General features: G+C 63.7%; 26 protein-coding genes. 14 read left to right on the top strand and 12 right to left on the bottom strand.

Annotation, left to right across the window (positions count from 1 at the left end; translation table 11 throughout):
- Nucleotides 1–41 precede the first annotated feature (41 nt).
- The 4 genes from ychF to NKJ94_RS04380 all read left to right on the top strand — a co-directional run bounded on the left by ychF (nt 42) and on the right by NKJ94_RS04380 (nt 3,414).
- Entirely contained in the window at nt 42–1,145 is a 1,104-nt protein-coding gene (ychF, locus tag NKJ94_RS04395; RefSeq protein WP_352523164.1) for a redox-regulated ATPase YchF, read from the top strand.
- A gap of 218 nt (nt 1,146–1,363) precedes the next feature.
- Nucleotides 1,364–2,338, top strand: a complete 975-nt coding sequence (gene corA, locus NKJ94_RS04390; protein ID WP_352523163.1) for a magnesium/cobalt transporter CorA — start codon at nt 1,364–1,366, stop codon at nt 2,336–2,338.
- A gap of 147 nt (nt 2,339–2,485) precedes the next feature.
- Nucleotides 2,486–2,947 (top strand): MaoC family dehydratase, encoded by a 462-nt coding sequence (locus NKJ94_RS04385; RefSeq protein ID WP_352523162.1) that lies wholly within the window; start codon nt 2,486–2,488, stop codon nt 2,945–2,947.
- A complete protein-coding gene (locus NKJ94_RS04380) occupies nt 2,944–3,414 on the top strand; it encodes a MaoC family dehydratase (protein ID WP_352523161.1) in 471 nt (156 codons plus the stop codon). Before NKJ94_RS04385 ends, NKJ94_RS04380 begins: the two co-directional genes overlap by 4 nt.
- Nucleotides 3,415–3,456: 42 nt before the next feature.
- On the opposite strand, the gene NKJ94_RS04375 is transcribed toward NKJ94_RS04380, so the two are convergent.
- From NKJ94_RS04375 to petA, 4 genes are all read right to left on the bottom strand, one after another.
- Complete coding sequence (locus tag NKJ94_RS04375; protein WP_352523159.1) at nt 3,457–4,002, bottom strand: adenine phosphoribosyltransferase; 546 nt, start codon at nt 4,000–4,002, stop codon at nt 3,457–3,459.
- A gap of 219 nt (nt 4,003–4,221) precedes the next feature.
- Nucleotides 4,222–5,094 (bottom strand): cytochrome c1, encoded by an 873-nt coding sequence (locus NKJ94_RS04370; RefSeq protein WP_352523158.1) that lies wholly within the window; start codon nt 5,092–5,094, stop codon nt 4,222–4,224.
- A 28-nt stretch (nt 5,095–5,122) separates the two neighbouring features.
- The gene (locus NKJ94_RS04365; RefSeq protein WP_352523157.1) at nt 5,123–6,424 is read right to left on the bottom strand and encodes a cytochrome b; all 1,302 of its coding nucleotides are present in this window, start codon (nt 6,422–6,424) and stop codon (nt 5,123–5,125) included.
- A gap of 16 nt (nt 6,425–6,440) precedes the next feature.
- The gene (gene petA, locus NKJ94_RS04360) at nt 6,441–7,001 is read right to left on the bottom strand and encodes a ubiquinol-cytochrome c reductase iron-sulfur subunit (RefSeq protein ID WP_352523155.1); all 561 of its coding nucleotides are present in this window, start codon (nt 6,999–7,001) and stop codon (nt 6,441–6,443) included.
- A 280-nt stretch (nt 7,002–7,281) separates the two neighbouring features.
- Here petA and NKJ94_RS04355 point away from each other — a divergent pair, with 280 nt between their 5' ends.
- The gene (locus NKJ94_RS04355; protein WP_352523154.1) at nt 7,282–7,638 is read left to right on the top strand and encodes a cupin domain-containing protein; all 357 of its coding nucleotides are present in this window, start codon (nt 7,282–7,284) and stop codon (nt 7,636–7,638) included.
- Between the two features lie 27 nt (nt 7,639–7,665).
- Here the strand turns inward: NKJ94_RS04355 and NKJ94_RS04350 are convergent, their stop codons facing one another.
- From NKJ94_RS04350 to NKJ94_RS04335, 4 genes are read right to left on the bottom strand one after another with little or no spacing between them, the layout of a single operon-like run.
- The gene (locus NKJ94_RS04350) at nt 7,666–7,980 is read right to left on the bottom strand and encodes a DUF6665 family protein (protein ID WP_352523152.1); all 315 of its coding nucleotides are present in this window, start codon (nt 7,978–7,980) and stop codon (nt 7,666–7,668) included.
- 24 nt (nt 7,981–8,004) lie between these two features.
- Entirely contained in the window at nt 8,005–9,888 is a 1,884-nt protein-coding gene (locus NKJ94_RS04345; RefSeq protein ID WP_352523151.1) for an ABC transporter ATP-binding protein, read from the bottom strand.
- Entirely contained in the window at nt 9,885–11,774 is a 1,890-nt protein-coding gene (locus tag NKJ94_RS04340; RefSeq protein ID WP_352523149.1) for an ABC transporter ATP-binding protein, read from the bottom strand. Before NKJ94_RS04340 ends, NKJ94_RS04345 begins: the two co-directional genes overlap by 4 nt.
- Before the next feature lie 27 nt (nt 11,775–11,801).
- Nucleotides 11,802–12,347, bottom strand: a complete 546-nt coding sequence (locus NKJ94_RS04335) for a hypothetical protein (RefSeq protein ID WP_352523148.1) — start codon at nt 12,345–12,347, stop codon at nt 11,802–11,804.
- Between the two features lie 283 nt (nt 12,348–12,630).
- Between NKJ94_RS04335 and NKJ94_RS04330 the strand changes: the two genes are divergently transcribed.
- Entirely contained in the window at nt 12,631–13,089 is a 459-nt protein-coding gene (locus NKJ94_RS04330) for a tRNA (cytidine(34)-2'-O)-methyltransferase (protein WP_352523147.1), read from the top strand.
- Between the two features lie 169 nt (nt 13,090–13,258).
- Nucleotides 13,259–13,705, top strand: coding sequence for a redox-sensitive transcriptional activator SoxR (gene soxR, locus NKJ94_RS04325; RefSeq protein WP_352523146.1), 447 nt, complete (start codon nt 13,259–13,261; stop codon nt 13,703–13,705).
- Here the strand turns inward: soxR and NKJ94_RS04320 are convergent.
- Nucleotides 13,702–13,959, bottom strand: a complete 258-nt coding sequence (locus NKJ94_RS04320; protein WP_023679487.1) for a hypothetical protein — start codon at nt 13,957–13,959, stop codon at nt 13,702–13,704. The two genes, soxR and NKJ94_RS04320, sit on opposite strands and share 4 nt — an antisense overlap.
- Nucleotides 13,960–14,063: 104 nt before the next feature.
- Here NKJ94_RS04320 and hemF point away from each other — a divergent pair, with 104 nt between their 5' ends.
- The 3 genes from hemF to NKJ94_RS04305 all read left to right on the top strand — a co-directional run bounded on the left by hemF (nt 14,064) and on the right by NKJ94_RS04305 (nt 15,925).
- The gene (hemF, locus tag NKJ94_RS04315; protein WP_352523145.1) at nt 14,064–14,978 is read left to right on the top strand and encodes an oxygen-dependent coproporphyrinogen oxidase; all 915 of its coding nucleotides are present in this window, start codon (nt 14,064–14,066) and stop codon (nt 14,976–14,978) included.
- 245 nt (nt 14,979–15,223) lie between these two features.
- The gene (locus tag NKJ94_RS04310; RefSeq protein WP_352523144.1) at nt 15,224–15,484 is read left to right on the top strand and encodes a DUF1344 domain-containing protein; all 261 of its coding nucleotides are present in this window, start codon (nt 15,224–15,226) and stop codon (nt 15,482–15,484) included.
- Between the two features lie 255 nt (nt 15,485–15,739).
- Nucleotides 15,740–15,925 (top strand): DUF1059 domain-containing protein, encoded by a 186-nt coding sequence (locus NKJ94_RS04305; protein WP_352523142.1) that lies wholly within the window; start codon nt 15,740–15,742, stop codon nt 15,923–15,925.
- Nucleotides 15,926–15,928: 3 nt separating this feature from the next.
- Here NKJ94_RS04305 and NKJ94_RS04300 read toward each other — a convergent pair whose 3' ends face one another.
- The 3 genes from NKJ94_RS04300 to NKJ94_RS04290 are packed head-to-tail and all read right to left on the bottom strand — an operon-like array spanning nt 15,929 to nt 18,469.
- Nucleotides 15,929–17,197: a CCA tRNA nucleotidyltransferase gene (locus NKJ94_RS04300; protein WP_352523141.1), complete on the bottom strand. Its 1,269-nt coding sequence runs from the start codon at nt 17,195–17,197 to the stop codon at nt 15,929–15,931.
- The gene (locus NKJ94_RS04295; protein WP_352523397.1) at nt 17,194–17,826 is read right to left on the bottom strand and encodes a CoA pyrophosphatase; all 633 of its coding nucleotides are present in this window, start codon (nt 17,824–17,826) and stop codon (nt 17,194–17,196) included. The genes NKJ94_RS04300 and NKJ94_RS04295 overlap by 4 nt, the downstream gene beginning before the upstream one ends.
- A gap of 13 nt (nt 17,827–17,839) precedes the next feature.
- The gene (locus tag NKJ94_RS04290; protein WP_352523396.1) at nt 17,840–18,469 is read right to left on the bottom strand and encodes a DUF1285 domain-containing protein; all 630 of its coding nucleotides are present in this window, start codon (nt 18,467–18,469) and stop codon (nt 17,840–17,842) included.
- A 145-nt stretch (nt 18,470–18,614) separates the two neighbouring features.
- Between NKJ94_RS04290 and NKJ94_RS04285 the strand changes: the two genes are divergently transcribed.
- Genes NKJ94_RS04285 through NKJ94_RS04270 form a run of 4 tightly spaced genes read left to right on the top strand, consistent with a single transcriptional unit; the run spans nt 18,615 to nt 25,443 of the window.
- Nucleotides 18,615–19,619: an AAA family ATPase gene (locus NKJ94_RS04285; RefSeq protein WP_352523140.1), complete on the top strand. Its 1,005-nt coding sequence runs from the start codon at nt 18,615–18,617 to the stop codon at nt 19,617–19,619.
- Nucleotides 19,619–20,533 (top strand): DUF58 domain-containing protein, encoded by a 915-nt coding sequence (locus NKJ94_RS04280; protein ID WP_352523139.1) that lies wholly within the window; start codon nt 19,619–19,621, stop codon nt 20,531–20,533. Before NKJ94_RS04285 ends, NKJ94_RS04280 begins: the two co-directional genes overlap by 1 nt.
- Nucleotides 20,530–23,352 (top strand): DUF4159 domain-containing protein, encoded by a 2,823-nt coding sequence (locus NKJ94_RS04275; protein WP_352523138.1) that lies wholly within the window; start codon nt 20,530–20,532, stop codon nt 23,350–23,352. Before NKJ94_RS04280 ends, NKJ94_RS04275 begins: the two co-directional genes overlap by 4 nt.
- Before the next feature lie 3 nt (nt 23,353–23,355).
- Nucleotides 23,356–25,443 (top strand): hypothetical protein, encoded by a 2,088-nt coding sequence (locus NKJ94_RS04270; RefSeq protein WP_352523137.1) that lies wholly within the window; start codon nt 23,356–23,358, stop codon nt 25,441–25,443.
- Nucleotides 25,444–25,570: the final 127 nt, after the last annotated feature.

Genomic DNA, 25,570 nt, shown 5'->3' with positions numbered 1-25,570 from the left:
CCCCCTGATCAAATCACGATTTCCCGATAGGACCAGACAAAATGGGTTTCAAATGCGGCATCGTTGGCTTGCCCAATGTCGGCAAGTCGACGCTCTTCAATGCGCTGACAAGGACGGCGGCGGCACAGGCCGCCAATTATCCGTTCTGCACCATCGAACCGAACACCGGCGAGGTGGCGGTGCCCGACCCGCGCCTGCAGAAGATCGCCGCGATCGGCAAGTCGAAGGAGATCATTCCGACCCGCATCTCCTTCGTCGACATTGCCGGCCTGGTGCGCGGCGCCTCGAAAGGCGAAGGGCTGGGCAACCAGTTCCTCGCCAACATCCGTGAGGTCGACGCTATCGTCCATGTGCTGCGCTGCTTCGAGGATGACGACATCACCCATGTCGAGGGCCGCATCGATCCTGTCGCCGATGCCGAGACCGTCGAGACCGAGCTGATGCTTGCCGACCTCGACAGCCTCGAGCGCCGCATCGTGCAGTTCCGCAAGCGCGCCGCCGGCAAGGACAAGGAGGCAACGACCGTACTTCCGATGATGGAGGCGGCACTCGAGCTGCTGCAGGCCGGCAAGCCCGCCCGCATCCTGCTCAATGGCATCTCGCCTGAGGATCTGCGCATCCTGCAGGGGCTGAACCTCTTGACGTCGCACCCTGTGCTTTATGTCTGCAACGTCGCCGAAGCCGATGCCGCCACCGGCAACGCGCATACCAGGGCGGTCGAGCAGATGGCCGCCGCGCAAGGCGCCCGGACCGTCGTGATTTCGGCGGCGATCGAGGCCGAGGTCGCCCAGCTCAGCGATGAAGAGGAACTGGAATTCCTGGCAACACTCGGCCTGGACGAACCCGGCCTGAACAAGGTGATCCGCGCCGGCTACGAGCTGCTGCAGCTCATCACCTACTTTACCGTGGGACCCAAGGAGACACGCGCCTGGACCGTGCACAAAGGCGCCAAGGCGCCGCAGGCGGCAGGCGTCATCCACACCGATTTCGAGCGCGGCTTCATCCGCGCCCAGACCATCGCCTATGACGACTTCGTCAGGCTGGGCGGCGAAGTGGCGGCCAAGGAGGCCGGCAAGGCGCGCGACGAAGGCAAGGAGTATGTCGTCCAGGACGGCGACATCATGCTGTTCAAGTTCAACACCTGACCCGGCGAAACCCACTCACAGCCACCATGGCTGTCGCTCGGTCACAACTTCATAACAGGCATCGCAGCGGCGTCTTGCCGCTGCTTGACGGACCGTGAGGCCCGGTCTAAGGGGCCTCTGCGCTGGTCTCGCGCCTCACATGCCCGTATCCGTGCGATCTGACTGACGCGCCCCTTCCGAACGAAACGCTCTTTGGCAACAGCAAGGGAGACCCGGCTATGATCAAGGCCTTCGTCGTCGACAATGATCGCCTGCGCCTCGTCGACGATCTCCTGCAAAACAGCGACACTGTCGTCTGGGTCGACCTTCTCAGCCCGACAAAGGAGGAAGAGACCACAATCGAGACCTGGCTCGGCATCGCCGTTCCGACCCGCGAAGAGATGGAAGAGATCGAGATCTCGAGCCGTCTCTATGTCGAGGACGGTGCCTACTTCATGACCGCCATTCTACCGGCTCAGACCGAGTTGGACGATCCGCTGATGTCGCCGGTCACCTTCGTGCTCGCCGGCAGCAGGCTGATCACCGTGCGTTATCACGAACCGAAGGCGTTCAAGACCTTTCCGCTGCGCGCCGAGAAGGTGGCGACCGGCTGCACCAGCGGCGACACCATCCTGATCGGCCTGCTGGAGGCGATCGTCGACCGCCTCGCCGACATTCTGGAGCGCGCCGGCCGCGACGTCGAGGCGATCTCGCGCGATATATTCGAGGCACGCTCGACCAAGGTTTCCAAGCGCAACCGCGACTTCCAGGAACTGTTGAAAGGCATTGGCCGCAAGGAGGACCTTGCCTCCTCGATCCGCGACAGCCTGATCTCGTTGCAGCGCCTTGCCGGGTTTCTTGCCCATGCCTCCACGCAGACCAAGATGAGCAAGGATACCCGCGCCCGCATCAAGACCTTGTCGCGCGACGTGCTGTCGCTCGCCGACCACGCCACTTTCCTGTCGCAGAAGATCAGCTTCCTGCTCGACGCGACGCTCGGCATGATCTCGATCGAGCAGAACGCGATCATCAAGATCTTCTCCGTCGCCGCGGTCATCTTCCTGCCGCCGACGCTTGTCGCTTCGATCTACGGCATGAATTTCGAGATCATCCCCGAGCTCAAATGGCACTTTGGCTACCCCTTCGCTATTGGCATGATGGTGCTTTCGGCGATCCTACCCTTCTGGTATTTCCGCCGCCGCGGCTGGCTATAGAGCCTGCAAACCTCTGTTGCTGCTTAGGCGCATGGGCTGGCGCACTAGAACTGGCGCACTAGAAATTGCTTGACCAAAAGCCGCCCTGCCTGCATCCGGGACCCCGACCCGTAGCGATCGTACAATCCTGAATCGGATTTCCAGACCATGACCGCAAAGACCTGGGCTTATGAGGATTTCGTCGAGGGCGCTTCGCTCGACCTCGGCACCAAGCTGGTAAGTGCCACCGAAATCATGGAATTCGCCTGGGAATTCGATGCCCAGCCGATGCATCTCGACGAAGCTGCGGGCAAGGCCAGCATCCTCGGCGGGCTGGCGGCTTCGGGCTGGCACACCTGCGCCATGTTCATGCGCATGCTGTGCGATGCCTTCCTGCTCGACTCGACCTCCCAGGGCGCGCCCGGCGTCGACCAGGTCAAATGGAAACGGCCGGTCCTAGCCGGCGACCTGTTGAGCGGCAGCACCACCGTCCTTGCCAAGCGCCTGTCCAGATCCAAGCCCCGGCTTGGCCTGGTGACGATGCGCAGCGAGTTGTTCAACCAGCGCGGCGAAGGTGTTTTCGAGCTCGAAAACACCGTCATGTTCCTCACCCGCGAGGCCAACGCGTGAGCCTCGACGAATTCTTCTGCATTGGTATCACCGTCACGCTCGGTTCGCATCGATTCGAACCGGAGGCGATCAAGGCGTTCGCCCGCAAATACGACCCGCAGATATTCCATATCGACGAAGAGGCGGCGAAGAACAGCATATTCGGCCGCCTCTGCGCCTCGGGCTGGCACACTGCCGCCACCTGGATGAAATTGAACCTCGAGGCCGGCATGGAGGCCGAGGTCGCCCGCTGGCCCGGCCCTGGCCCGGTGCCGGAATTCGGCCCCTCGCCCGGCTTCAAGAACCTCAAATGGCCTAAGCCTGTCTATGCCGGGGAAACCGTGACTTTCACCCGCACCGCGCTAGCCCACCGCCCCATTGCCTCGCGACCGGGCTGGCGGCTGCTGACGCTCCGCTCGGAGGCCTTCGATTCGACCGGCGACAAGGTCATCGAGTTCGAAAGTGCCGTGCTGGTGAAGGTGGGGTGAGTTCTTCCTTCACCCACAAAGGGGGAAAGAAAGGCGCGTTTCTCAGTGCCCCTCAAACCCGATCAGCGTTCTCACCGGCACGCCGAGCGCCTCTAACCTCTCTCGGCCGCCAAGATCCGGCAGGTCGATGACGAAGCAGGCGGCGAGAATGTCGGCGCCGATCTGCCGCAATAGCTTGACGGCCGCCTCCGCCGTGCCGCCGGTGGCGATCAGGTCGTCGACGAGGATCACCTTCTCGCCTGGAGAAACACCGTCCTTGTGCATCTCCATCTCGTCCAGCCCGTATTCCAGGCTGTAGGCGACGCGCACCGTCTCATAAGGCAGCTTGCCTTTCTTACGGATCGGCACGAAGCCGGCCGAGAGCTGGTGGGCGATGGCGCCGCCGAGGATGAAGCCGCGCGCCTCGATGCCGGCGATCTTGTCGATCTTCAGGCCGGCATAGGGATGCACCAGCTCGTCGATGGCGCGGCGGAAGGCCCGCGCATTACCGAGCAGCGTCGTAATGTCGCGAAACAGGATGCCGGGTTTGGGATAATCCGGAATGGTGCGGATCGCGGCAAGCAGCGTGTCTTCGAGCGAGGATTTCATCAAGCGGCTCTCCGGGCCTTTCGTCGGATTCGACTGAAGATGTGAAAGGAAATTCGGCTAATCGTAGCCCGGTGCAGCTAGGTCCGGCTACCGCCATGTGATGCCTGACAGAAAATTGTCCGGCAAAGCGCCTTGCTCAGCGCCGGCTGCGATGAATCGAAATGCCTGCAATGAAAAGGGCGCCTTTCGACGCCCTCCCAGTCTCGTGTGTTGCGGCGTTCAGTGCGCCACGCCGGCCCACACCTTGCGTTTTGTCAGGTAGACCAGCGCACCGAACAGCAGCAGAAAGACCAGCACGCGAAAGCCGGTCTTCTTGCGGTCCTCGAGGTGCGGCTCGGCCGCCCACATCAGAAAGGCCGACACGTCGCGCGAATATTGATCGACCGTCTGCGGCGCGCCGTCATCATAGGTAACCTGGCCGTCGGAGAGCGGCTTCGGCATCTTCAGCGACACGCCGGACAGGAAGTACGGATTGTAGTGCGTGCCTTCCGGTATGACCATGCCCGCCGGCGGCTGCTGGTCGTAGCCGGTCAGCAGCGAATGGATGTAGTCGGGACCGCCCTGGGCATATTGTGTAAAGATGTCGAAGACGAAGCGCGGGAAGCCGCGCTCGACGCCGCGTGCCTTGGCCAGCAGCGACATGTCGGGCGGTGCCGCGCCGCCATTGGCCGCCGCCGCTGCTTCCACATTGGGGAATGGCGCTGGGAAATGGTCGGACGGCTTGCCGGGACGATCGAACATGTCGCCGGCATCGTTCGGACCGTCATGGATCGTGTACTCGGCCGCCAGCGTCTTGATCTGCGCATCCGAATAGCCAAGGTCTTCCAGCGTGCGGAACGCCACCAAATTCATCGAATGGCAGGCCGAACAGACTTCCTTGTAGACCTTCAGTCCGCGCTGCAGCTGAGCCTTGTCGTAGGTGCCGAACGGCCCGGCGAAGCTCCAGCCCATTTCCTTCGGTTCGTGTATCGGGAAATGCGTCGGTGCCGCCTCGTTGTGCGCCTCTTCCTGGGCGCTGGCTCCAGTGCCTGCGGCCCCAATGCCCGCGGCCACAATGCCAAGCAGCGCCAGCGAGGTGAGAATCTTCTTCATGCCAAATCCCCTTGAGATTCTCTGACGCTCAGCCTTTGGTTTCCGGCGCGGCTGTGGCGCCGGCGGGATGTCCACCGCCACCCTTGTTTTTCTCGAGCACCGCCTCGGTGATCGAATTCGGCAGCCGCCGCGGCGTCTCGATCAGCCCAAGCACCGGCAGCGCGACCAGGAAGAAGGCGAAGTAGAACAGCGTCGCCATCTGCGCCATGAACACATAGCTGCCCTCGGCCGGCTGCGAGCCCAACCAGCCGAGCAGGATGGCGTCGGCCACGAACAGCCAGAAGAACAGCTTGTACCAAGGCCGGTAGACTGCCGAGCGCACCTTCGAAGTGTCGAGCCACGGCACCAGGAACAGCATGACAATTGCGCCGAACATGCAGAGCACGCCGCCGAGTTTGGAGTTGATGGGCCCGATATTGAAGGTGATGGCGCGCAGGATCGCGTAGAACGGCAGGAAGTACCATTCCGGCACGATGTGGGCCGGCGTCTTCAGCGGGTTGGCCACGGTGTAATTGTCCGGATGGCCGAGATAATTCGGCAGGTAGAAGACGAAATAGGCGAACACGAACAGGAACACGATCATGCCGAACCCGTCCTTGATGGTCGCGTACGGCGTGAAGGCGAGTGTGTCGGTCTTCGATTTGACCTCGATGCCGGTCGGATTGTTCTGGCCGACCACGTGAAGCGCCCAGATGTGCAGCACGACGACGCCGGCGATCATGAACGGCAACAGGTAATGCAGCGCAAAGAAGCGGTTCAGCGTTGGGTTGTCGACCGCGAATCCGCCGAGCAAAAGCTGCTGGATCCAGTCGCCAACCAGCGGTATGGCCGTGAAGAAGCCGGTGATGACGGTGGCGCCCCAGAAGCTCATCTGGCCCCAGGGCAGCACATAGCCCATGAATCCGGTCGCCATCATCAGGAGGTAGATGATGCAGCCGAGTATCCACAGCAGCTCGCGCGGTGCCTTGTAGGAGCCGTAGTAGAGGCCGCGGAAGATATGGATGTAGACGGCGACAAAGAAGAACGATGCGCCGTTGGAATGGAGATAGCGCAACAGCCAGCCGGAGTTCACGTCGCGCATGATCTTCTCGACCGAATCGAAGGCGAGAGTGCTGTCGGCCGCGTAGTGCATGGCCAGCACGATGCCGGTCAGGATCTGCGCCGCCAGCATGAGCGCAAGGATGCCGCCGAACGTCCAGGCATAGTTCAAGTTACGCGGCACCGGATAGGCGATGAAGCTGTCATAGACCAGCCGCGGCAGCGGCATGCGCGAATCGAACCAACGTCCGATGCCGGTCTTGGGCGTATAGGTCGAGTGTCCCTCGCTCATGGAAATATCCCCTGCCTCAGCCGATACGGATCTTGGTGTCGGAAATGAACTGGAACACCGGCACCGCCATATTCTCGGGCGCCGGCCCCTTCCGGATGCGGCCGGCGGTATCGTATACGGAACCGTGGCACGGGCAGAACCAGCCGCCGAAATCGCCTTCCTGGCCGAGCGGGATGCAGCCGAGATGGGTGCAGACCTGGACCATCACCATCCAGGCTTCCTTGCCGGGCGTGGTGCGGTTGGCGTCGGTCGCCGGCGCGTCGGCCGGCAAATTGGCATTGCGGGCAATTGGATCCTTGAGCTCGGCGAGATTGACCGCCTCGCCGTCCTTCATCTCTTGCTCGGTGCGGTTGCGCACGACCACCGGCTTGCCGCGCCACTTCACAACGAGCGACATTCCTGGCGTCAGCGAAGAGACATCGACCTCAACCGAGGCAAGCGCCAGCGTCGAGGCATCCGGACGCATCTGATCGATGAACGGCCAAGCGACGGCACCGGCGCCGACGACCGCGGCCATGCCGGTGGCAACGTAAAGAAAATCACGACGGTTGGGATCGTGGGTGTCGGTTGCGCTCACGGGTGCCTGATCCTTTCGCCTCTTCCGTGCCGGCGGCCGAGCCTGTTCCCCGCTCAATCGCGCCGGCCCGACAGCGCATGGCGAACAGGCTAGCGAATTCCTCCGGCATTTGGGACTTGGGTTTATGCGTGAAGCCTGTTTTTGTCCAGACGGGTGAAGGCACAAGGGCAGATTGTCGCGGGGACGTAATTCGCCCAGCGGAACGATTGGAAAACAGCAGCAAAACCAAACGGCTGCGTTCACCTCGACAGTGGGCGCAGGCCCGGTTTATCCTCGCCCCATGGCGCATGTGATAGACCGCGACAAATGGGCCGAAGCGCCCGACCGCTGGCCTGACCGCTGGCAGGGCGAGCTGCAATGCGGAGCTTACGGCTCCAACAGCTGCCTGATCTTCAACCACCTGCCTGAGATCGGCGGCGGCCCGAGGCTGCACAGCCATCCCTATTGCGAGATTTTCATCATCCGGACCGGGACCAGCCTGTTCACCGTCGGCAACCGGCAGATCGAGGCCACAGCCGGCCAGATCCTGATCGTGCCGCCGAACACGCCGCACAAATTCACCAATCTCGGGCCAGGCCCGCTGGAAACCACCGACATACACGAGAACGGCAGCTTCATCACCGAGTGGCTGGAATAACGCCTCCCAAATCAATTCCGGTTCGGATCATGCGGCGGCGCCGAGCCTGGCCAGCACGGCCTTGGGAATGTTGTATTCCCGGATCACCGCGTCGTGCTTGCGCAGGCCGCAGAGTTCGCGCTGGATGAAGTAGCCGTGCACCGCCTCCGCTGCGTCCTTGAGCAGCCGGGCACGATTGTCGCTGTCGCCATTCTCGCGCAGCCTCGCCAACGTTTCCTCGACGCGCCGACCGGCGCGGCCGAGCGCCGCCGCCTTTTCGCCGAGGATTTCATGACCAAGCAGGTCCAGCGCGCTCTCCTGCGCGCCGGACCGTCCGAAATTCGATGGCATTCTCACCGCCATGATTTCACTCCGGTTTATGGAAAACTACTCCGCCGGCCGGGTCTCGGCCAAGGCGCTCTCTTCGTTGAACAGGAAGCCGCCGGACTGCCGCTTCCACAGCCGTGCATAAAGCCCGTCGAGCGCGACCAGCTCGTCATGCGTGCCTTGCTCGACGATGCGGCCGCCATCGAGCACCACCAGCCGGTCGAGCGCCGCGATGGTCGACAGCCGGTGCGCGATGGCGATGACCGTCTTGTTCTCCATCAACCTTGCCAGATTCTCCTGGATCGCCGCTTCGATGTCGGAATCGAGCGCTGAGGTCGCCTCGTCAAGCATCAGGATCGGTGCGTCCTTGAGAAAGACGCGAGCGATCGCCACGCGCTGGCGCTGGCCGCCCGAGAGCTTGACGCCGCGCTCGCCGACATAAGCCTCATAGCCGGTACGATCGCGATTGTCGCGCAGGCCGAGGATGAACTCGTGCGCCTCGGCCTTCTCCGCTGCCGCGATCACCTCGGCATCGGTCGCTGCCGGCATGCCGAGCTTGATGTTGTCGCGCAGCGAGCGGTGGAAAAGTGCCGTGTCCTGGCTGACGACGCCGATATTGGCGCGCAGCGAATTCTGCGTGGCCCTGGAGACGTCCTGCCCGTCAATGGCGATCTTGCCGCTCTCGAGGTCGTAGAGGCGCAGGATCAGATTGACCAACGTCGTCTTGCCGGCACCGGACGGCCCGACCAGCCCGACCTTTTCGCCCGGCCGCACCACCAGGTCGATGCCGTTGAGCACACCGAACCCCTTGCCGTAGTTGAATTCGACATTGCTTACGTCGATGCGCCCGCCGCCGACGACAAGCTCTTTCGCGCCCGGCGCATCGATCAGGCCGAGCGGCTGCGAGATCAGCGCCTTGGAATTCTCGAGCACGCCGAGGTTCCGCAAGATGCCGTTGAGCTGCATCATCAGCCGACCGAGCAGCATGTTCAGCCGCAACACCAGCGATAGTGTGAAAGCCACGCCGCCGACCGTGATCGAGCCCTCGACCCAGAGATAAACGGCAAAGCAGGCGATCGCGGTGATCATGATGCCCGACAGCATCGTCAGCGCCATGCGCACGCCGGTCAGCCGGCGGGTGAACGGGCGCAGCGCGTCGAGATAGATGTCGAAGCCGTTCCTGATATAGCGGTCGTCGCCATCGGCCGAGAACAGCTTCAGCGTCTGCACGTTCGAATAGGAATCGACGAGGCGGCCGGTGATCATCGAGCCGGCTTCGGCGGTTGCCTCGGCATGCTTCCGGATCGCCGGCAAATAGCGCCTGGCGAGCAGGCCGAAGGCAGCGATCCAGATCACCACCAGCACCGCCAGCCTGAGATCGAGCCCGGCGACCAGCGCCAGCGTCGTCACCGTATAGACGACCATGAACCAGACGACCTCGATGAAGCTTTCCATCAGATCGCCGGTCGCCTGTCCCGCCTGCCAGACCTTGGTCGCGATGCGCCCGGCAAAATCGTTCTGGAAGAAGGCGTAGGATTGCCGCGAGACATGGCGATGCGCCTGCCAGCGCACCAGATTATAGAAACCCGGCGTGATTGTCTGCTCGTCGACCAGCGCCGACAGGCCGACGACGATGGTGCGGATGACCAGCACCACAGCGATCATGAAGACAAGTTCGGGACCAGCGGCAGTCCACAAGGCGTGCCAGCTGCGTTCGCCGGGAAGCTGGTCGAGGATGTCGACCAGCCGCCCGACGAAGTAGAACAGTCCGGCTTCGACCAACGGCGCGATGCCGCCGATCACCAGCATGGCGAAGAAAGCGATCTTCGCCTGCCCGACATAGTGCCAGAGGAAACCCCTGACGCCGGCAGGTGGCCGAAGGTCCGCAGGCTCCCGGAACGGATAGACCCAGTTCTCGAACCAGCGGTAGATGGCAGGCATCATTCGGCGGCTTCACCCTTGGCGAGTGCATCGTTGGCGGCTGCATCGTTGGCAGAGGGGCCGTCGTCGAGCAGGAAGCCGCCCGACTGGCGTTGCCAGAGCTGGGCGTAGAGCCCGCTTTTGGCAACGAGTTCCTCATGCGAACCTTCCTCGATGACGCGGCCCTTGTCCATGACGACGAGTCGGTCCATGGCGGCGATCGTCGACAGCCGGTGCGCGATGGCGATGACGGTCTTGCCCTGCATCAGTCTGTAGAGGTTCTCCTGGATGGCCGCTTCGGCCTCGGAATCGAGTGCGGACGTCGCCTCGTCGAGAATGAGGATCGGCGCGTCCTTCAGCATAACGCGGGCAATGGCAATGCGTTGCCGCTGGCCGCCGGACAATTTGACGCCGCGATCGCCGACGTGCGCGTCGAAATTCTTGCGGCCACTGGCGTCCGAAAGCCCTGATATAAAATCAAGCGCTTCGGCGCGGCGTGCCGCCTCGATCAGCATCTCGTCGCTGGCGTCCGGCCGGCCATAGAGGATGTTCTCGCGCACCGACCGATGCAGCAGCGAGGTGTCCTGCGTGACCATGCCGATCTGGGCGCGCAGCGAGTCCTGCGTCACCGCCGCGATGTCCTGGTCGTCGATCAGTATCTTGCCGCTCTCAAGGTCGTAGAAGCGCAACAGAAGATTGACCAGCGTCGACTTGCCGGCACCCGAGCGACCCACGATGCCGACCTTTTCGCCCGGCTTCACTGTCAGCGACAGGTTTTCGATCACGCCTTTCTGCTTGCCGTAGTGGAAGCGGATGTCGTCGAAACGGATCTCCCCCCTGGTCACGGCAATATCCTTGGCTCCAGGCCGGTCTTCGACGAGGCGCGGCAGCGAGATCGAGCTGATGCCGTCCTGCACCGTTCCTATGTTCTCGAACAGGGTGGACATCTCCCACATGATCCATTGCGACATGCCCCACAGCCGAAGCACGAGGCCGATGACCAGGGCGACGGCCCCGATCGTCACCGCCTGGCCGAGCCACAGCCACAGCGAGATCGCCGTGACCGAGAACAACAGCAGCGAATTCAGGATGTAGAGCAGGCCGTAGAGCTGCGTCACCAGCCGCATCGACCGATAGACGGTATCGAGAAAGCCAGCCATGCCTTCCCGGGCGAAGGACGCTTCGCGCCGCGCATGCGAGAACAGCTTGACAGTCTGGATGTTGGAGTAGCTGTCGACGACGCGGCCGGTCATGGTCGAGCGCGCATTGGCCTGCTCCTCGCCGACCTTGCCCAGCCGCGGGATGAAATAGCGCAAGAGCAAGATATATCCGGCAAGCCAGACGGCAAGCGGCGCAGCCAGCCGCCAGTCGGCCGAGCCGACAATGAACAGCATGCCGAGAAAATAGACGACAATATAATTGAGCACGTCGATGAGCTTGATGACGCATTCGCGCACGGCGAGCGCCGTCTGCATCAGCTTGGTCGCGATGCGCCCGGCGAACTCGTCCTGATAGAAGCTCATCGATTGCTTGAGCAGGTAACGATGCACCTGCCAGCGGATACGCATCGGATAATTGCCCATCAGCGTCTGCTGGTTGAGCAACGAATGGAACCAGACCGTCGCCGGCAGCGCGAAAACCACGACGAAAGCCATGCCAGCGAGTTTCCAGCCCTCGGTCTGCAGGAACGTCTCGCGGTTCTGCGCCGACAGCCAGTCGACGATCCGGCCCATGAAGCCGAACATCCACACCTCGGCAAGGGCGATGGTCGTCACCAGCACCGCATCGACAGCGATGTAGGGCCATGCGCCGCGCGTATAATGCACGCAAAAGGCGATCAGCGTCCTCGGCGGCTCGACCGGTTCCGCAGCGGGAAACGGATCGAGCCTTTTTTCAAACCAGCTAAACATAGTGATGCTCACAACACCTGTTTCTGCTCACGCGGCACGGGAACGGACGAAGTGTCCAGACCGCATGGCGTCATGGACCGGCGATACGGAGTCATCCGCCTCGCCGGTCCTGCTTCGCGCAATATAGGTGGTCGCGGGCCTTTCGCCGACAGCCTCGTTTGACGATGCTGACGGCGTCGTTTTGACGATCCGGATTTTCGCGCCTGTTTTTGCACCAGGGCGGATCAGCCTAATAATCCGGCGCACCAGCGACGGCCGGCTATGGTCTGGAACGGCGCGCGAGAAATCGACGTCCGGCAGCATGCCGCGATGCGGACGCCCGCGGATCTCGGCGTGAACCGCCGACGAATAGGTCTCGCCGATTAAAAGCGCCCAGGTCGCAGTCTTGCGCTCGTGCAGGCTTCTTGAGCCGGGTATTCTACAGGGATCGAACATCGGTCCGTCCTCCAGTTGAAGATTCAGATAGAAAGGTGAACCAACCCGGGCCGCGGGCACGCGCCGCGCGGCGAGGGTGACATCGGTCGAAGCGCGTTCAGGTGGGGCGTTCAGCCCCTTCGACAGCTTGAAAAACATCGCAGGATTCCTTCGAAGGCCGAAATAGGTTTCGGCGGGAATCGGCGCGATTGAAGTCTAGAAGTTCAGGAGAATCGTCGTACCGAAACCGTCGTCGGGCTGGTAAGCCCACGAGAGGGGTGGTGGATGTGCATGGCCATCATGAATTACCCCTCCATCGGTTCGGGTTGACAATGAACGGCGTATAACCGACTTCGCAGAAAATGACCACCCGCCAGTCTAGGAATTTCCAAAACCGCGAGAGCTCTGTGGCTGATCTGCCACTTATTAGAAAGACGCGGAAATGAACGACCGTCTCCGCATTGCGCTCTTCCAGCCGGATATCGCCGGCAATACCGGGACAATCCTGCGCTTCGCCGCTTGCCTCGGCCTTGGGGTCGACATCATCGAACCGACCGGCTTCCCGCTCTCCGACCGGGCGCTGAAACGGGCCGGCATGGACTATCTCGAAATGGCGGCGCTGACCCGGCATGTCGACTGGCACGCCTTCGAGAATTGGCGCAAAGGCGAAGCGCGGCGGCTGGTGCTGCTGTCGACCAAAGCCGCGAGCGCCTATACGGATTTCGTCTTCGCCGGCGCCGACGTTCTTCTGTTCGGTCGCGAATCCGCAGGCGTTCCGGATCATGTCCACGAGGCGGCGGATGCGCGACTGATCATCCCGATGCAACCGGGCGCGCGCAGCATCAACGTTGCGCTTTCCGTTGCCATGGTGACCGGCGAAGCCATCCGGCAGCTCGGATAAGATCTGCAGACCTTCGGCAGGCGCAGCTATCACGGCCGCTTTCTGGCCGACAACTGCGCCCTCTCTTGTCATTCTAACCCAGGCGCACATCGCCTTCTCCTGCTGTTTGCCTATCCAGGGTTTCTTCGTTACAAGCTCAACTTAACTTGAGGTCAAGCGGAAAACTCCAATGACTGCGGCAACGGAATTGACAGTCGGCCAGGTGGCGGTGCGCAGCGGCGTCGCGGTGTCGGCGCTGCATTTCTACGAAGCGCGCGGGCTGATCCGCAGCCACCGCACATCAGGCAACCAGCGGCGTTACGGCCGCGACGTGCTGCGGCGTGTAGCGATAATCAGGATAGCGCAGGAGCTCGGCATATCGTTGGCCGAGATCGGCACAGCACTTCGATCACTGCCTGAAGGCCGAACGCCGACGCGCGAGGATTGGAATCTGCTGTCGACGGCTTGGCGCGACGAGCTCGACCAGAAGATCAGTCAGCTCAAGAAGCTGCGCGACGGGCTGACCGACTGTATCGGCTGCGGCTGCATGTCGATCGACAAATGCCCGCTGCGGAACAAGGGCGACCGGCTGAGCGCCCGCGGGCCGGGAGCGAGACGTTTGCTGATCGAGCGTTAATCGGCCGCCGGCAGCCGCCTGATGGTGAATTCGATGACATCGCCCGGCCGCTCGAACCAGCTTTCGATCTCGGTCCAATAGGCCTGCTTGGGAAAGCGCTCGAACCACTCTTTCGCCTTGAGGCGCGCATCGGAGCGCGGCAGCACGAAGGTTTCGCGCAGGAAGCCGTCGCGCGGCATGCGCGCGTTCTCGGCGCGCGAACGGTCGAGCCTTTTCTTCAGGCCATCCAACGGCGGTCTTGCCGGGGTGCGCACGAAAGAACTCCATTCACACTTGACCCTTGCACCTAAGAGATTAGGGATCGCGGCCGAAAAAGACGAGTCATTTGTCGGGCGCGCCCGGCAACCGGAGACAGCATTTGCAACGACCCGAAATACCGGCCGGGCTGCCGGCCGACATCGAACAGAAAAAGATAAAGGCACGGCTGTGGTTCGAGACCTTGCGCGAGCGCATCTGCGCCAGCTTCGAGCAGATCGAGCAGGACCTGCAGGGGCCGCAGGCTAGCTGGTCGGCCGGCCGCTTCGAAAAGACGCCGTGGCAACGCGATGCCGGCATCGGCGGCGGCGGCATCATGTCGATGATGCATGGCCGCGTCTTCGAGAAGGTCGGCGTCCACACCTCGACCGTTCATGGCGAATTCTCGCCCGAGTTCAGGAAGCAGATGCCGGGCGCCGAAGACGAACCGTCCTTCTGGGCGAGCGGCATTTCGCTGATCGCCCATCCGTGGAACCCCAACGTGCCGGCCGTGCATATGAACACGCGCATGGTCGTCACCTCGCGCCAGTGGTTCGGCGGCGGCGCCGATCTGACGCCGGTGCTCGACCGCCGCCGCAGCCAGGACGATCCCGACACGATCGCCTTCCACAGGGCGATGCAATTTGCCTGCGAAAAGAACACCGCGGTCGCCGATTACGCGAAATTCAAGGCTTGGTGCGACGAGTATTTCTACCTGCCGCACCGCGACGAGCCGCGCGGCACCGGCGGCATCTTTTTCGACTGGTTGCATTCGGGCGAGGACAAGGGCGGCTGGGACGCCGATTTCAACTTCGTCCAGGACGTCGGGCGATCTTTTCTCGTCGTCTACGGGCATCTGGTGCGGTCCAACTTCAACGACAACTGGACCGACGGCGACCGTGACGAGCAGCTCATCCGCCGCGGCCGCTATGTCGAATTCAACTTGCTTCACGATCGCGGCACCATTTTCGGGCTGAAAACCGGCGGCAATGTCGCCTCAATCCTGTCCAGCCTGCCACCAGAGGTAAAATGGCCGTAAAATCTCGGTTAGCACGACGTGAACCGTAATCAGGTCAAAATCGTCGGATTTTGGCAGGGAATGTGGCGCGAAGAATATCTTTTTCGTCTAATATCCGTTTGAAATAACAAGGCTATTTGTCGTTTCCGGGTCGGGAAGCGCCGGCGGTTCGCCCCCGAACTGCGACTCGACGCAACCGGACGGCCCTGAGCGACGCGGAGCATTTTTCCCGAACGAATGCCCGCAATTTTCCAGGAGTACTTTACATGCGCAAGATTATTGTTTCGGCTGCCGCCGCTGCCCTTCTCGCTTCCGGTTCGGTTGCGTTTGCAGCTGTCAAGCACACCACCGGCACAATCAAGAGCTTCGACGCGACGGCGCTTAGCCTCGTTCTGGACAACGGATCTACCTTTACGCTGCCCAAGACCTTCAAGGATCCTGGCCTGAAGGCCGGCGAAAAGGTCCGCGTTTCGTGGGACATGAGCGGCAAGAACAAAATTGCCGAGGCAGTCAAGATCGTGAAGTGATGGCCTGCCCGCCGGAGCAAGACAGTCTTGCTCCGGGGTAGCGTAGGAGGGCGGAGCAGCGATGCTCCGCCTTTTTCGGTTCGGCTTGGCTTTCTGCCGGCAACCAAAACCATTCGATCGTGTTATGCTTGCTCGGCCATTGCATGACCCGAACACCGAAGCTGGTTTTCGACAAAGGATCATGCACGGAAAAAGTGCTGGAGCTTCCGTGTCAAAGCAGATGCCGGCGCTCCAAGGAGGAAAAAGGAGAATCCGATGAAGGAATTCCATTGCGGGTCGCTCGTACCCGGCTGCGAGTGGCACACACGCGCCGAGGAGGAGGCGGAGGTCATGCGCCGTGCCGTCGAGCATCTGCGCGAGACGCATGGCGAGACAGTGATCCGCGAGACGATGATCGAGGCCATTCGTTCGCGCATCGAGAATGTCCGCGACGCAGCGTGACGGCTAGGGTTCGAGTGCCTCTGCGGCGCGCTTGAGCAGCGCGCCGCGATCGAGTGCAAAACCGGACTCGACCCATTCCTTTTCAAGATTCTTCAAGGTCGCACCAAGCTTCGGCCCCGGTGATGCGCCAAGTGTTGTCAGATCGGCGCCCTTGAGCGGAAAGACAGGCCTCTGCCATTTTTCGGCAAAGGCAAGCAGGCGCGAAAAGCCGCCGGCTTCGAGCAGTGCGCCATTGTCTTCGACCGCGCGGGCTCGAGCGGAAGCGAGCGACAGCAGCAGCCGATCGCTAAAGCCTTGGCGGTCGCCGAAATAAAGCCTTTTCGCCAGCTCTCCTTCGGTGGTCTTCGGATCGACGGCAGCCGTTATCGCCCAGTGCCTCAGGCGGCCTGTCTCGCTCACGGACAGCCGCAATCTTTCGGCGAGTGTTTTCATGCGCGCGGCGTCCGGCGGCAAGATGGCTTCCAGCCTGAGCAGCGGGTCCGGCGCCCAGTCCAGGTCCCTCTCGGTCCTAGTCAGCCCGTGAATGGCATCGATGCCCCATTTCTCGCTTTCCGGCAAAACGCTGGTCAGAACGCCGGCCTGACGCATCCACAGCAGTGCGCGCGACGGATCGGGCGCCAACAGCAGCTTCTTCAACTCGGACCAGACACGCTCGGCCGAGAGCTGGCCAAGTCCTTGCTTGAGCCGGGCGCAGGCCTTCAGTCCCTCGGCATCCGGCCTGCCGTCGCCATACCAGGCGAAGAAGCGGAAGAAACGCAGGATGCGCAGATAATCCTCGCGGATGCGCGCTTCCGGATCGCCGATGAATCGCAGCCGCCGCGCTTCGATATCGGCAATGCCGCCGACCAGATCGACGACCGTTCCGTCGGCTTCGGCATAGAGCGCATTGATGGTGAAATCGCGCCGTTCCGCGTCGGCTTTCCAGTCACGGCCGAACGACACTTTGGCGCGGCGGCCGTCGGTTTCGATATCGGCGCGCAGCGTTGTGACCTCATACGCCTTGCCGCTGGCAACGGCGGTGATGGTGCCGTGCTCGATGCCGGTCGGCACCGTCTTGAAGCCCGCCGCCTCGGCGCGCCGGATGGTTTCCTCGGGCACCGTGGTGGTGGCGATGTCGATGTCGGCGACCGGTTGGCCGATCAGCGCATTGCGCACCGCACCGCCGGCGACGCGCGCGTCCTCGCCGCCGTCGGTCAGCGCGGCGAGCAGGCGCTGCAGGTGGCTTTCGCCGAGCCAACCGGCCCTGCCCGCGATCGACACCGGATCGCTCACCTATAGAGCCTCTCGTAAAGCGTTCGGATGATGCCGGCGGTGACGCCCCAGATGCGCTGGCCGCCATAGGGCATCTCGTAAAAGAACCATTCGAGGTCGTTCCACATGCGGCTGTCTCTGGCGTGGTTGGCAGGGTCCATCAGAAAGCGTAGCGGCACCTCGAAGGCGGCATCGACTTCATCGGAATTCAGCGTCAGGCTGAAACCGGGCCGCACAATCCCGAGCACCGGGGCGATGCGATAGCCGCTGCCAGAGACGTAATCCGGCATGCGGCCGATGATCTCGATGTAATTCTTATCAAGACCGATCTCCTCGAATGTCTCGCGCAACGCCGCCGCCTCGGGGCTCACATCGGTTGGATCGATGGTTCCACCGGGGAAAGCCACCTGCCCCGAATGGTTGCGCAGTTTTTCCGCGCGCCTGGTCAAAAGGACCGTGGCCTCATGGCCATGGTCGACCACCGGGATCAGCACGGCGGCATCGCGCAACGCCTTGGCCAGCTTCAGCCTGGGATGGCCGGGATTGAAGCGGTGGTCGCCAAAATCATCGCCGGCATGCGCCTGCGGCTGCGCCGCGACGCGCCGGCGAAAATTCTCGGCCGAAAACGGCACCGGCATCACCTGATCCATCATAGGCGGTCCATCATGCGCTCAGCCGCTTCAGTTTCTCAGCCGGCATGATCGGATAGACCTCGCCTTTCGAATGGACGGCAAACATCGTCTTGCCACCGATGTCGATCTCTTCGCCGTGCTCGACCAGCTCGTACATCACCGGCCGCGCCACCAACGCCTCCAGTCGCCCGCGCACCAGCACATAGGGTTTCAGGCCACCGGTCTCGTCCTCATCGACGAAGCGCAGCGGATGCTCCGGCCCGGCCTCGACCACATCGCCGACATTGGTTCGGAAGGTGATGATTTGCCCGTCGCCGGCGCCCGACACATCCATCTCGACGGCGACGAACGGTGCATCGGCGACACGGATGCCGACCTTTTCCACCGGCGTCACCAGATAGGTCTTGCCGTCCTCGTCCTTGCGCAGCACCGAGGAAAAAAGCTGCACCAACGGCATCCGGCCGATCGGCGTTCCCAGATAAAACCAGGTGCCGTCCTGCTTGATCTCCATGTCGAGATCGCCGCAAAACGCTGGATTCCACCGTTCCACCGGCGCCGGCCCCTTGCCGGCGCGCGCCGCACGCGAGACCAGCGCCTCCAGCCCGCGCGGCTCGGTCGCGGCCGTCAGGCTCTCTTCACGATAGTCCGCGGCTTCTGTCATGGTCACGAAATAGTCACTGTTGTTCCGCTTGTCAGCCTAAGTCTGTGATTTAAGTTCATTGCAGGCTCCATGCGAGGCCGAATCGCGGCATTCTGCGGCACCCAAGGTGCCAAGCGGTATTTCCAACCAGAAGGATCGATGCTGCATGAGCGTTATGATCAAGGAAAGCCCGATCAGCGAAAAGGACATGGTGGAGCAGGCCGAGAAGGCGCTGGCCGACATTTCGAGGGTCCGCGACGGCGTCGGCCGGGTCATCTTCGGCCAGGAAAGTGTCGTCGAGCGCACGCTTGTGGCATTGCTCGCCGGCGGCCATGCGCTGCTGGTCGGCGTGCCCGGCCTCGCCAAGACCAAGCTGGTCGAAACGCTGGGCATCGTGCTCGGCCTCGATTCGCGCCGCATCCAGTTCACGCCCGACCTAATGCCATCCGACATTCTCGGCTCCGAGGTGATGGAGCAGGATGAATTCGGCAAGCGTTCGTTCCGCTTCATCTCCGGGCCGATCTTCGCGCAACTGCTGATGGCTGACGAGATCAACCGCGCCTCGCCGCGCACCCAGTCGGCGCTGCTGCAGTCGATGCAGGAATACCACGTCACCATTGCCGGCGTGCGCCATGACCTGCCGTCGCCGTTCCACGTTCTGGCGACGCAGAACCCGCTGGAGCAGGAAGGCACCTATCCACTGCCCGAGGCTCAGCTCGACCGTTTTCTGATGCAGGTCGACATCCTCTACCCCGAGATCGAGGCGGAGCGCCGCATCCTGCTGGAAACCACCGGCATCGAGGATGCCAAGGCCGAAAACGTGCTGCAGCCGGCGCGGCTGAAGGATATCCAGACGCTCATCCGCCGCATGCCGGTGCCGGAAAGCGTCGTCGAGGCGATCCTCAAGCTGGTGCGCTCGGCGCGCCCCGGCCAGGGCAACGCCGATACCGACAAGCACGTCGCCTGGGGCCCAGGCCCGCGCGCCAGTCAGGCGCTAACGCTGTGCGCCCGCGCCCGCGCCCTCTATGACGGCCGGCTGGCGCCGTCGGTCGACGACGTCCGCGCGCTGGCCGAGCCGGTGCTGCAGCACCGCATGGCGCTGACCTTCACCGCCCGCGCCGAGGGTACCACGGTGCGCGACGTGGTGGCGAAGCTCGCGAAAGGGATTTGATGGCGCGCATCGGCGAAGCCCAGGCACCGGCAGCGACGCGCGATGCGCTCGCCCGAGGCCGGTTGCGGGCGTCGCTGGTGCCGGACCTGCTGGTCGAGGCGCGCCGCATCGTCAACACGGTGATTGCTGGGTGGCATGGCCGCCGCAAGCGCGGCATCGGCGAGAATTTCTGGCAGTTCCGGCCCTATGTCGAAGGCGATTCCTCGCGCATCGACTGGCGCCGCTCGGCCCGCGACGACCACACCTATGTCCGCGACCGCGAATGGGAGGCCGCCCATACGGTGTGGCTGTGGGCCGACCCCTCGCCTTCCATGCTCTACAAATCGACCGGAACCAGCGTTTCCAAGGAATCGCGCGCCCTGGTGCTGGCGCTGGCCATGGCCGAGCTTTTGTCGCGCAGCGGCGAGCGCATTGCCTGGCCGGGCCTGACCGACCCGTTCACCGCCCGCAATGGCGCCGAGCGCATCGCGGCGCAGTTGATGCACGCTGCCGACCTGCCGGCAAAGCCCGACCTGTCCGGCATTCGCCGCTTCTGCGACATCGTCATCGTCAGCGATTTCCTCGACCCGGTCGAGGACACGATAGCCTGGCTGGACGTGCTCGCCCGCCACGGCGTGCGCGCCCATCTGATCGAGGTCGCCGATCCGGCCGAGGAAAGCTTCCCCTATGCCGGCCGCACCGAATTCACTGATCCTGAGACCGGCGACAAGCTGACCGCCGGCCGCGCCGAAATGCTGGGCGAGGAATATCGCCTGCTTTATGCCGCCCGCCGCCAGGAACTGGCCGGTTGGTGCAAACGGCTCGGCTGGAGCTATACCGTCAATCATACCGACCGCCTTGCCTCCGAGGCGCTGGTGCGCATCCACATGGCGATGACTGCCGACGGCAGCTTTGCCGGGAGGGCCAGCGCATGAGCTGGCTGCCGCTCTCCTTCGGGGCGCCGATGGTGCTGTGGGGCTTGCTGGCGCTGCCGGTGATCTGGTGGCTTCTGCGGTTGACCCCGCCCAGGCCGCAAACCGAGGTGTTTCCGCCGCTCAGGATTCTCGCCCGCGTGCTGAGGCGCGAAGAAACGCCGCAGCAGAGCCCTTGGTGGCTGACGCTGCTCAGGCTGCTGATGGCCGCGCTTATCGTGGCAGCACTTGCCGAACCCGTCTTCAACCCGCGCGAAAAGCTGCCGGCCGAGGGCGCTGCCCTGGCGCTGGTGATCGATAATGACTGGGCAAGCGCGGCCGACTGGGGCAAGCGCGTCGCCACCGCCGAGCGGCTGATCGCCGACGCCAATTCGAACGGCGTGCCGGTGCTCATCGCTTTCACCGCCGAAAAACCGAATGCCGAGATCGGCCCCTTCGATGCCGCTGCCGCGCTCAACCGGCTGCGCGCGGCAAAGCCGCGGCCGATCCCGACCGACCGTCCCGCCGTCTATGCCCGCGTCGCGACAGCCCTGGAAACGCTGCCAGGCGCCAGCGTCGCCGTGCTCGCCGATGGCCTGGCGGCGCAAGGCGACGAAGCCGCGTTCAACACGCTACTGTCGAAGAACGCGGCACGTGTCGTCTGGGCCGTCTCCGACCGGCTGTCGCTGACCGGCCTGACCGGCGCCGACAACCAGGTCGACGGCTTCGCCCTGACCGCCATCCGCGCACCCGGCGACCCGGCGCCTGCGCAAGTCACCGCCGGCGCCTTCGACGACAAGGGCCGCCGCATCGCCGACGCGACGCTGACCTTTGCTCCCGGCGTATCCACCGCTACCGGCACGATGGCAGTGCCGTTCGAACTGCGCAACGATTTCGCCTATATCGCGCTCGATGGCGAGCGCCAGGCCGGCGCCGTCCGCGTGCTCGATGAGAGTTCAAAACGCCGCCGCGTCGGGCTGCTGTCGCAGGCCGAGGCCGACCAGGCGCAACCGCTGCTGTCGCCGCTCTATTACATCCGCCGCGCCCTGCAGCCTTTCGCCGATCTGGTCGAGCCATCGAGCGTCGATCTCGCCGACGCCATCCCGCAACTGCTCGACCAGAAGCCGGCGATGATCGTCATGGCCGATGTCGGCACCATTCCGGAACAGGCGCGGCAAAGGCTGGTCGACTGGGTCGACAAGGGCGGCACGCTGGTGCGTTTTGCCGGCTCGCGGCTGGCCGCCGCCGGCAATGACGACGATCTGCTGCCGGTCCGGCTGCGCACAGGCGAGCGCTCGCTCGGCGGTGCACTATCATGGACGGCCCCACAGCCGGTCACCGAATTCCCGAAAACCGGCCCCTTCGCCGACCTCGCGCCGCCCAGCGAGGTCACAGTCACCAGGCAGGTGCTGGCCGAACCGACGCCCGACATTGTCGAGCGCACCTGGGCCACGCTTGCCGACGGCACGCCGCTGGTGACCGGGATGAAGAAGGACAAGGGTACGCTCGTGCTGTTCCACGTCACCCCCGAGGCGACATGGTCCAACCTGCCGATCTCCGGCAGCTTTGTCGAGATGCTGCGGCGCATCGTGCAACTGTCGCGCAACCAGGGCGCGGCGGTCGCCAATGCCGAAGCCGCCGCCACTTCGCTGGCGCCCTACCGCATGGTTGCCGCCGACGGCACGCTGGTGCCGCCGACGCCGGATGCCAGGCCGCTGGTGCCCGGCGCCGGCCCGCTGCCGGTGACGCTGGAAAACCCGCCCGGCCTGTATGGCTCCGAGACGGGGGTATTCGCCCACAATCTGCTCGGTGGCGACAGTACGTTCACGCCGCTGGCACGGCCTGAGATCACCGTGCCGGTCACCACCGTCCAGTATGCCTTCGACGAGCAGCGCAACCTCAAAGGTCCGCTGGTCACGGCGGCCCTGGTGCTGATGGTGCTCGACACGCTTGCCGTATTCTGGATGGGCGGCCTGTTGTCGCGCCGGCCGCGCCGTGCCGGCGCTGCCGCGACGGCAGCCGTCCTGCTGATTGCGCTCGGCGCGCTGGTTGGCCATGCCGACATCGCCCGCGCCGACGACGCCAAACCGGGCGATACGGAGGCCATCGGGGACATTTCAAAGACCCGGATCGCCTATGTGCTGACCGGCGAGCCGGGTGTCGATTCGATCAGCCGCGCCGGGCTCGAAGGCCTGACCCGCTTTCTCATCGAAAAGACCGCGCTCGAGCCCGGAGCACCGGCCGGCGTCGACATCTCGAAGGACGAACTGTCCTTCTACCCGCTGATCTACTGGCCGATCGACCCCTCCGCCCCGATGCCGAGCGAGGCCGCCATCGCCCGCATCGACGCCTACATGCAGCAGGGCGGAACGGTTTTGTTCGACACGCGCGACCAGTTCGCCAACGGCATTGGTGCGGATTCGACCAGCCCGGCGACGGAGCGGCTGCGCGACATCCTCGGCAACCTCAACGTGCCACCGCTGGAACCGGTGCCGTCGGACCACGTGCTGACCAAATCCTTCTACATCCTTCCAGAGTTTCCCGGCCGCTTTGCAGGCAGCCCGCTTTGGGTCGAGGCGTCTCTCGAAGCCAGCAACACCGAAAACCGCCCGGTGCGCACCGGCGACGGCGTTTCGCCAATCATGATCACCGCCAATGATTTCGCCGGCGCCTGGGCGGTCGACGAGAATGGCGACCCGCTATTGCCGACCGTGCCGTCGGATCCGATGCAGCGCATCTATGCGCTGCGCGCCGGCGTCAACATCATGATGTACATGCTGACCGGCAACTACAAATCCGACCAGGTGCACGTCCCGGTGCTGCTCGAACGGCTGGGGCAATAGACCATGAACTGGTCGCTCGCCTTCGAACCGCTCACCACCTGGCCGCTACTCGCCGTGGTTCTGGTGCCGCTGCTGCTGCTGGCGCTGGTCGGCCTTTGGTTTCGCCAGCGCGGCGCGATCTTCCGCCTGGCAGCCCTGATTGCCCTGACCGCGGCGCTGCTCAATCCGGTGTTCCTCGACGAAGAACGCGAGCCGCTGAAAAGCATCGTCGCCGTCGTCGTCGACCGCAGCCAGAGCCAGGATATCGGCGACCGCACCAAGCAGACCGACGCGGCGTTGGCCGGGCTTCAGCAGCGTCTCGGCCGCTTCAAGCAGTTCGACGTCCGTGTCGTCGAAGCCGGCAAGTCCGAAGCCGCCGACGAGCGCACCGAGACGCGGTTGTTTTCCTCGCTCGAAAATGCTTTCCGCGACGTGCCGCCGTCGCGTATCGGCGGCGCCATCATGGTCACCGATGGCGAGGTGCATGACGCGCCGCCCGGCGCACCCGACTTCAACGCGCCGCTGCATGCGCTGATTACCGGCAACGACCATGAAAAGGACCGCCGCATCCGCTTCGAGAACGCGCCGCGCTTCGGCCTCGTCGGCAAGCCGCTCGACATGACCTATCGCGTCATCGCCACCAACAACGAAACCGGCCCGGTCGATGTCCGCGTATCGGTGAACGGCGAGCAGGTATCGGTCGAGCACGCCAACATAGGCCAGGCGATGCCGCTGCAGGTGACCATTCCCAGCGCCGGGCGCAACATCGTCGAACTCGCCATCGACCACGAGCCGGGCGAACTCACCGACACCAACAACCGCACCATCGCGCTGATCGACGGCATCCGCGAAAATCTGCGCGTGCTGCTCGTTTCCGGCGAACCGCATGCCGGCGAGCGCACCTGGCGCAATTTGCTGAAATCCGACGCTTCGGTCGACCTCGTGCACTTCACCATCCTGCGCCCACCGGAAAAGCAGGACGGCACGCCGATCAACGAATTGTCGCTGATCGCCTTCCCGACACGCGAGCTGTTCGTCGAGAAGATCAAGGATTTCGACCTGATCATCTTCGACCGCTATCAGCACCGCGACGTGCTGCCGATCCTCTATTACGATTACATCTCCGAATATGTCGAAAAAGGCGGCGCGCTGCTGATCGCGGCAGGCCCCGAATATGCCGGCGAAAGCTCGATCGCCCGCACGCCGCTGATGTCGGCGCTGCCGGCAATGCCGACCGGCGAGGTCATCGACAAGGCGTTCTACCCACGTCTCACCGATACCGGCCAGCGTCATCCGGTCACGCGCGGGCTCGATGGCTCCGCGACCGAGCCGCCGCACTGGAGCCGCTGGTTCCGAACCATCGGCGTCGAGAACCCCGAGGGCGAGGTGGTGATGAAGGGCGCTGACAACCGGCCGCTGCTGCTGCTCGACCGCAAGGGCGAAGGTCGCGTCGGCATGCTTCTGTCCGACCAGGGCTGGCTGTGGGCGCGCGGCTTCGAGGGTGGCGGCCCGCATGTCCAGCTCTACCGGCGTATCGCCCACTGGCTGATGAAGGAGCCTGAGCTCGAAGAGGAGCGGCTGACCGCCGACGGCCGCGGCATGGTGCTGGAAATCCGCCGCCAGACGATGAGCGACGACCCCGGCCCGGCGCAAGTCATTACGCCATCCGGCAAGGCGCTGATCGTCAGGCTCGAGAAATCCGAACCAGGCGTCTTCCTCGGCAGTGTCGAGACCAGCGAAATCGGTCTCTATCAGGTCGGCAATGGCGACCTGACCGCATGGGCCCATGTCGGGCCGGTCAACGCGCCGGAATTCACCGACGTCGTCTCCACCGAGACCCGGCTGAAACCACCGGCTGAGGCAACCGGCGGCAGCGTTCGCCGGCTGGCGCCGGCCTCGGCACTTGGCAATCTCACCAGCACGGTCACGCTGCCCTCTATCGTCCCAGTGCGTTCCTCGGGCGCGGCTTCCGGCAATGACTGGATCGGCCTGCGCACCACCGACGACAGCGTGCTCAAGGCCGTCTCGCGCGTGCCGCTGTTTGGCGGCTTCCTCGGCCTCGGCCTGCTGCTTCTGGCAATGGGCTCGATGTGGTACCGCGAAGGGCGGTAGCACCTCTTAACTTCTCCCCTGTCGGGCCCGAAGGGCGGGCGAGCCCCGTGACTCGCCCGGGCGGTGGATTGGCGCGCAGCGCCAAGATGGTTTAGCGGGGTGCTGGACGAAAGGGTAGCTGCCAAGC

The sequence above is a fragment of the Mesorhizobium sp. M0060 genome (assembly GCF_040323155.1).
Lineage (GTDB): Bacteria > Pseudomonadota > Alphaproteobacteria > Rhizobiales > Rhizobiaceae > Mesorhizobium.
This window is presented reverse-complemented; position numbering and strand designations above follow the sequence as displayed.

Coding starts and splice junctions, on each gene's coding strand:
- ychF (WP_352523164.1), top strand. CDS start 42: ATGGGTTTCAAATGCGGCATCGTTGGCTTGCCCAATGTCGGCAAGTCG.
- corA (WP_352523163.1), top strand. CDS start 1,364: ATGATCAAGGCCTTCGTCGTCGACAATGATCGCCTGCGCCTCGTCGAC.
- NKJ94_RS04385 (WP_352523162.1), top strand. CDS start 2,486: ATGACCGCAAAGACCTGGGCTTATGAGGATTTCGTCGAGGGCGCTTCG.
- NKJ94_RS04375 (WP_352523159.1), bottom strand. CDS start 4,002: ATGAAATCCTCGCTCGAAGACACGCTGCTTGCCGCGATCCGCACCATT.
- NKJ94_RS04370 (WP_352523158.1), bottom strand. CDS start 5,094: ATGAAGAAGATTCTCACCTCGCTGGCGCTGCTTGGCATTGTGGCCGCG.
- NKJ94_RS04365 (WP_352523157.1), bottom strand. CDS start 6,424: ATGAGCGAGGGACACTCGACCTATACGCCCAAGACCGGCATCGGACGT.
- NKJ94_RS04355 (WP_352523154.1), top strand. CDS start 7,282: ATGGCGCATGTGATAGACCGCGACAAATGGGCCGAAGCGCCCGACCGC.
- NKJ94_RS04350 (WP_352523152.1), bottom strand. CDS start 7,980: ATGGCGGTGAGAATGCCATCGAATTTCGGACGGTCCGGCGCGCAGGAG.
- NKJ94_RS04345 (WP_352523151.1), bottom strand. CDS start 9,888: ATGATGCCTGCCATCTACCGCTGGTTCGAGAACTGGGTCTATCCGTTC.
- NKJ94_RS04340 (WP_352523149.1), bottom strand. CDS start 11,774: ATGTTTAGCTGGTTTGAAAAAAGGCTCGATCCGTTTCCCGCTGCGGAA.
- NKJ94_RS04335 (WP_352523148.1), bottom strand. CDS start 12,347: ATGTTTTTCAAGCTGTCGAAGGGGCTGAACGCCCCACCTGAACGCGCT.
- NKJ94_RS04330 (WP_352523147.1), top strand. CDS start 12,631: ATGAACGACCGTCTCCGCATTGCGCTCTTCCAGCCGGATATCGCCGGC.
- soxR (WP_352523146.1), top strand. CDS start 13,259: ATGACTGCGGCAACGGAATTGACAGTCGGCCAGGTGGCGGTGCGCAGC.
- NKJ94_RS04310 (WP_352523144.1), top strand. CDS start 15,224: ATGCGCAAGATTATTGTTTCGGCTGCCGCCGCTGCCCTTCTCGCTTCC.
- NKJ94_RS04305 (WP_352523142.1), top strand. CDS start 15,740: ATGAAGGAATTCCATTGCGGGTCGCTCGTACCCGGCTGCGAGTGGCAC.
- NKJ94_RS04295 (WP_352523397.1), bottom strand. CDS start 17,826: ATGGATCAGGTGATGCCGGTGCCGTTTTCGGCCGAGAATTTTCGCCGG.
- NKJ94_RS04290 (WP_352523396.1), bottom strand. CDS start 18,469: ATGACAGAAGCCGCGGACTATCGTGAAGAGAGCCTGACGGCCGCGACC.
- NKJ94_RS04285 (WP_352523140.1), top strand. CDS start 18,615: ATGAGCGTTATGATCAAGGAAAGCCCGATCAGCGAAAAGGACATGGTG.
- NKJ94_RS04280 (WP_352523139.1), top strand. CDS start 19,619: ATGGCGCGCATCGGCGAAGCCCAGGCACCGGCAGCGACGCGCGATGCG.
- NKJ94_RS04275 (WP_352523138.1), top strand. CDS start 20,530: ATGAGCTGGCTGCCGCTCTCCTTCGGGGCGCCGATGGTGCTGTGGGGC.
- NKJ94_RS04270 (WP_352523137.1), top strand. CDS start 23,356: ATGAACTGGTCGCTCGCCTTCGAACCGCTCACCACCTGGCCGCTACTC.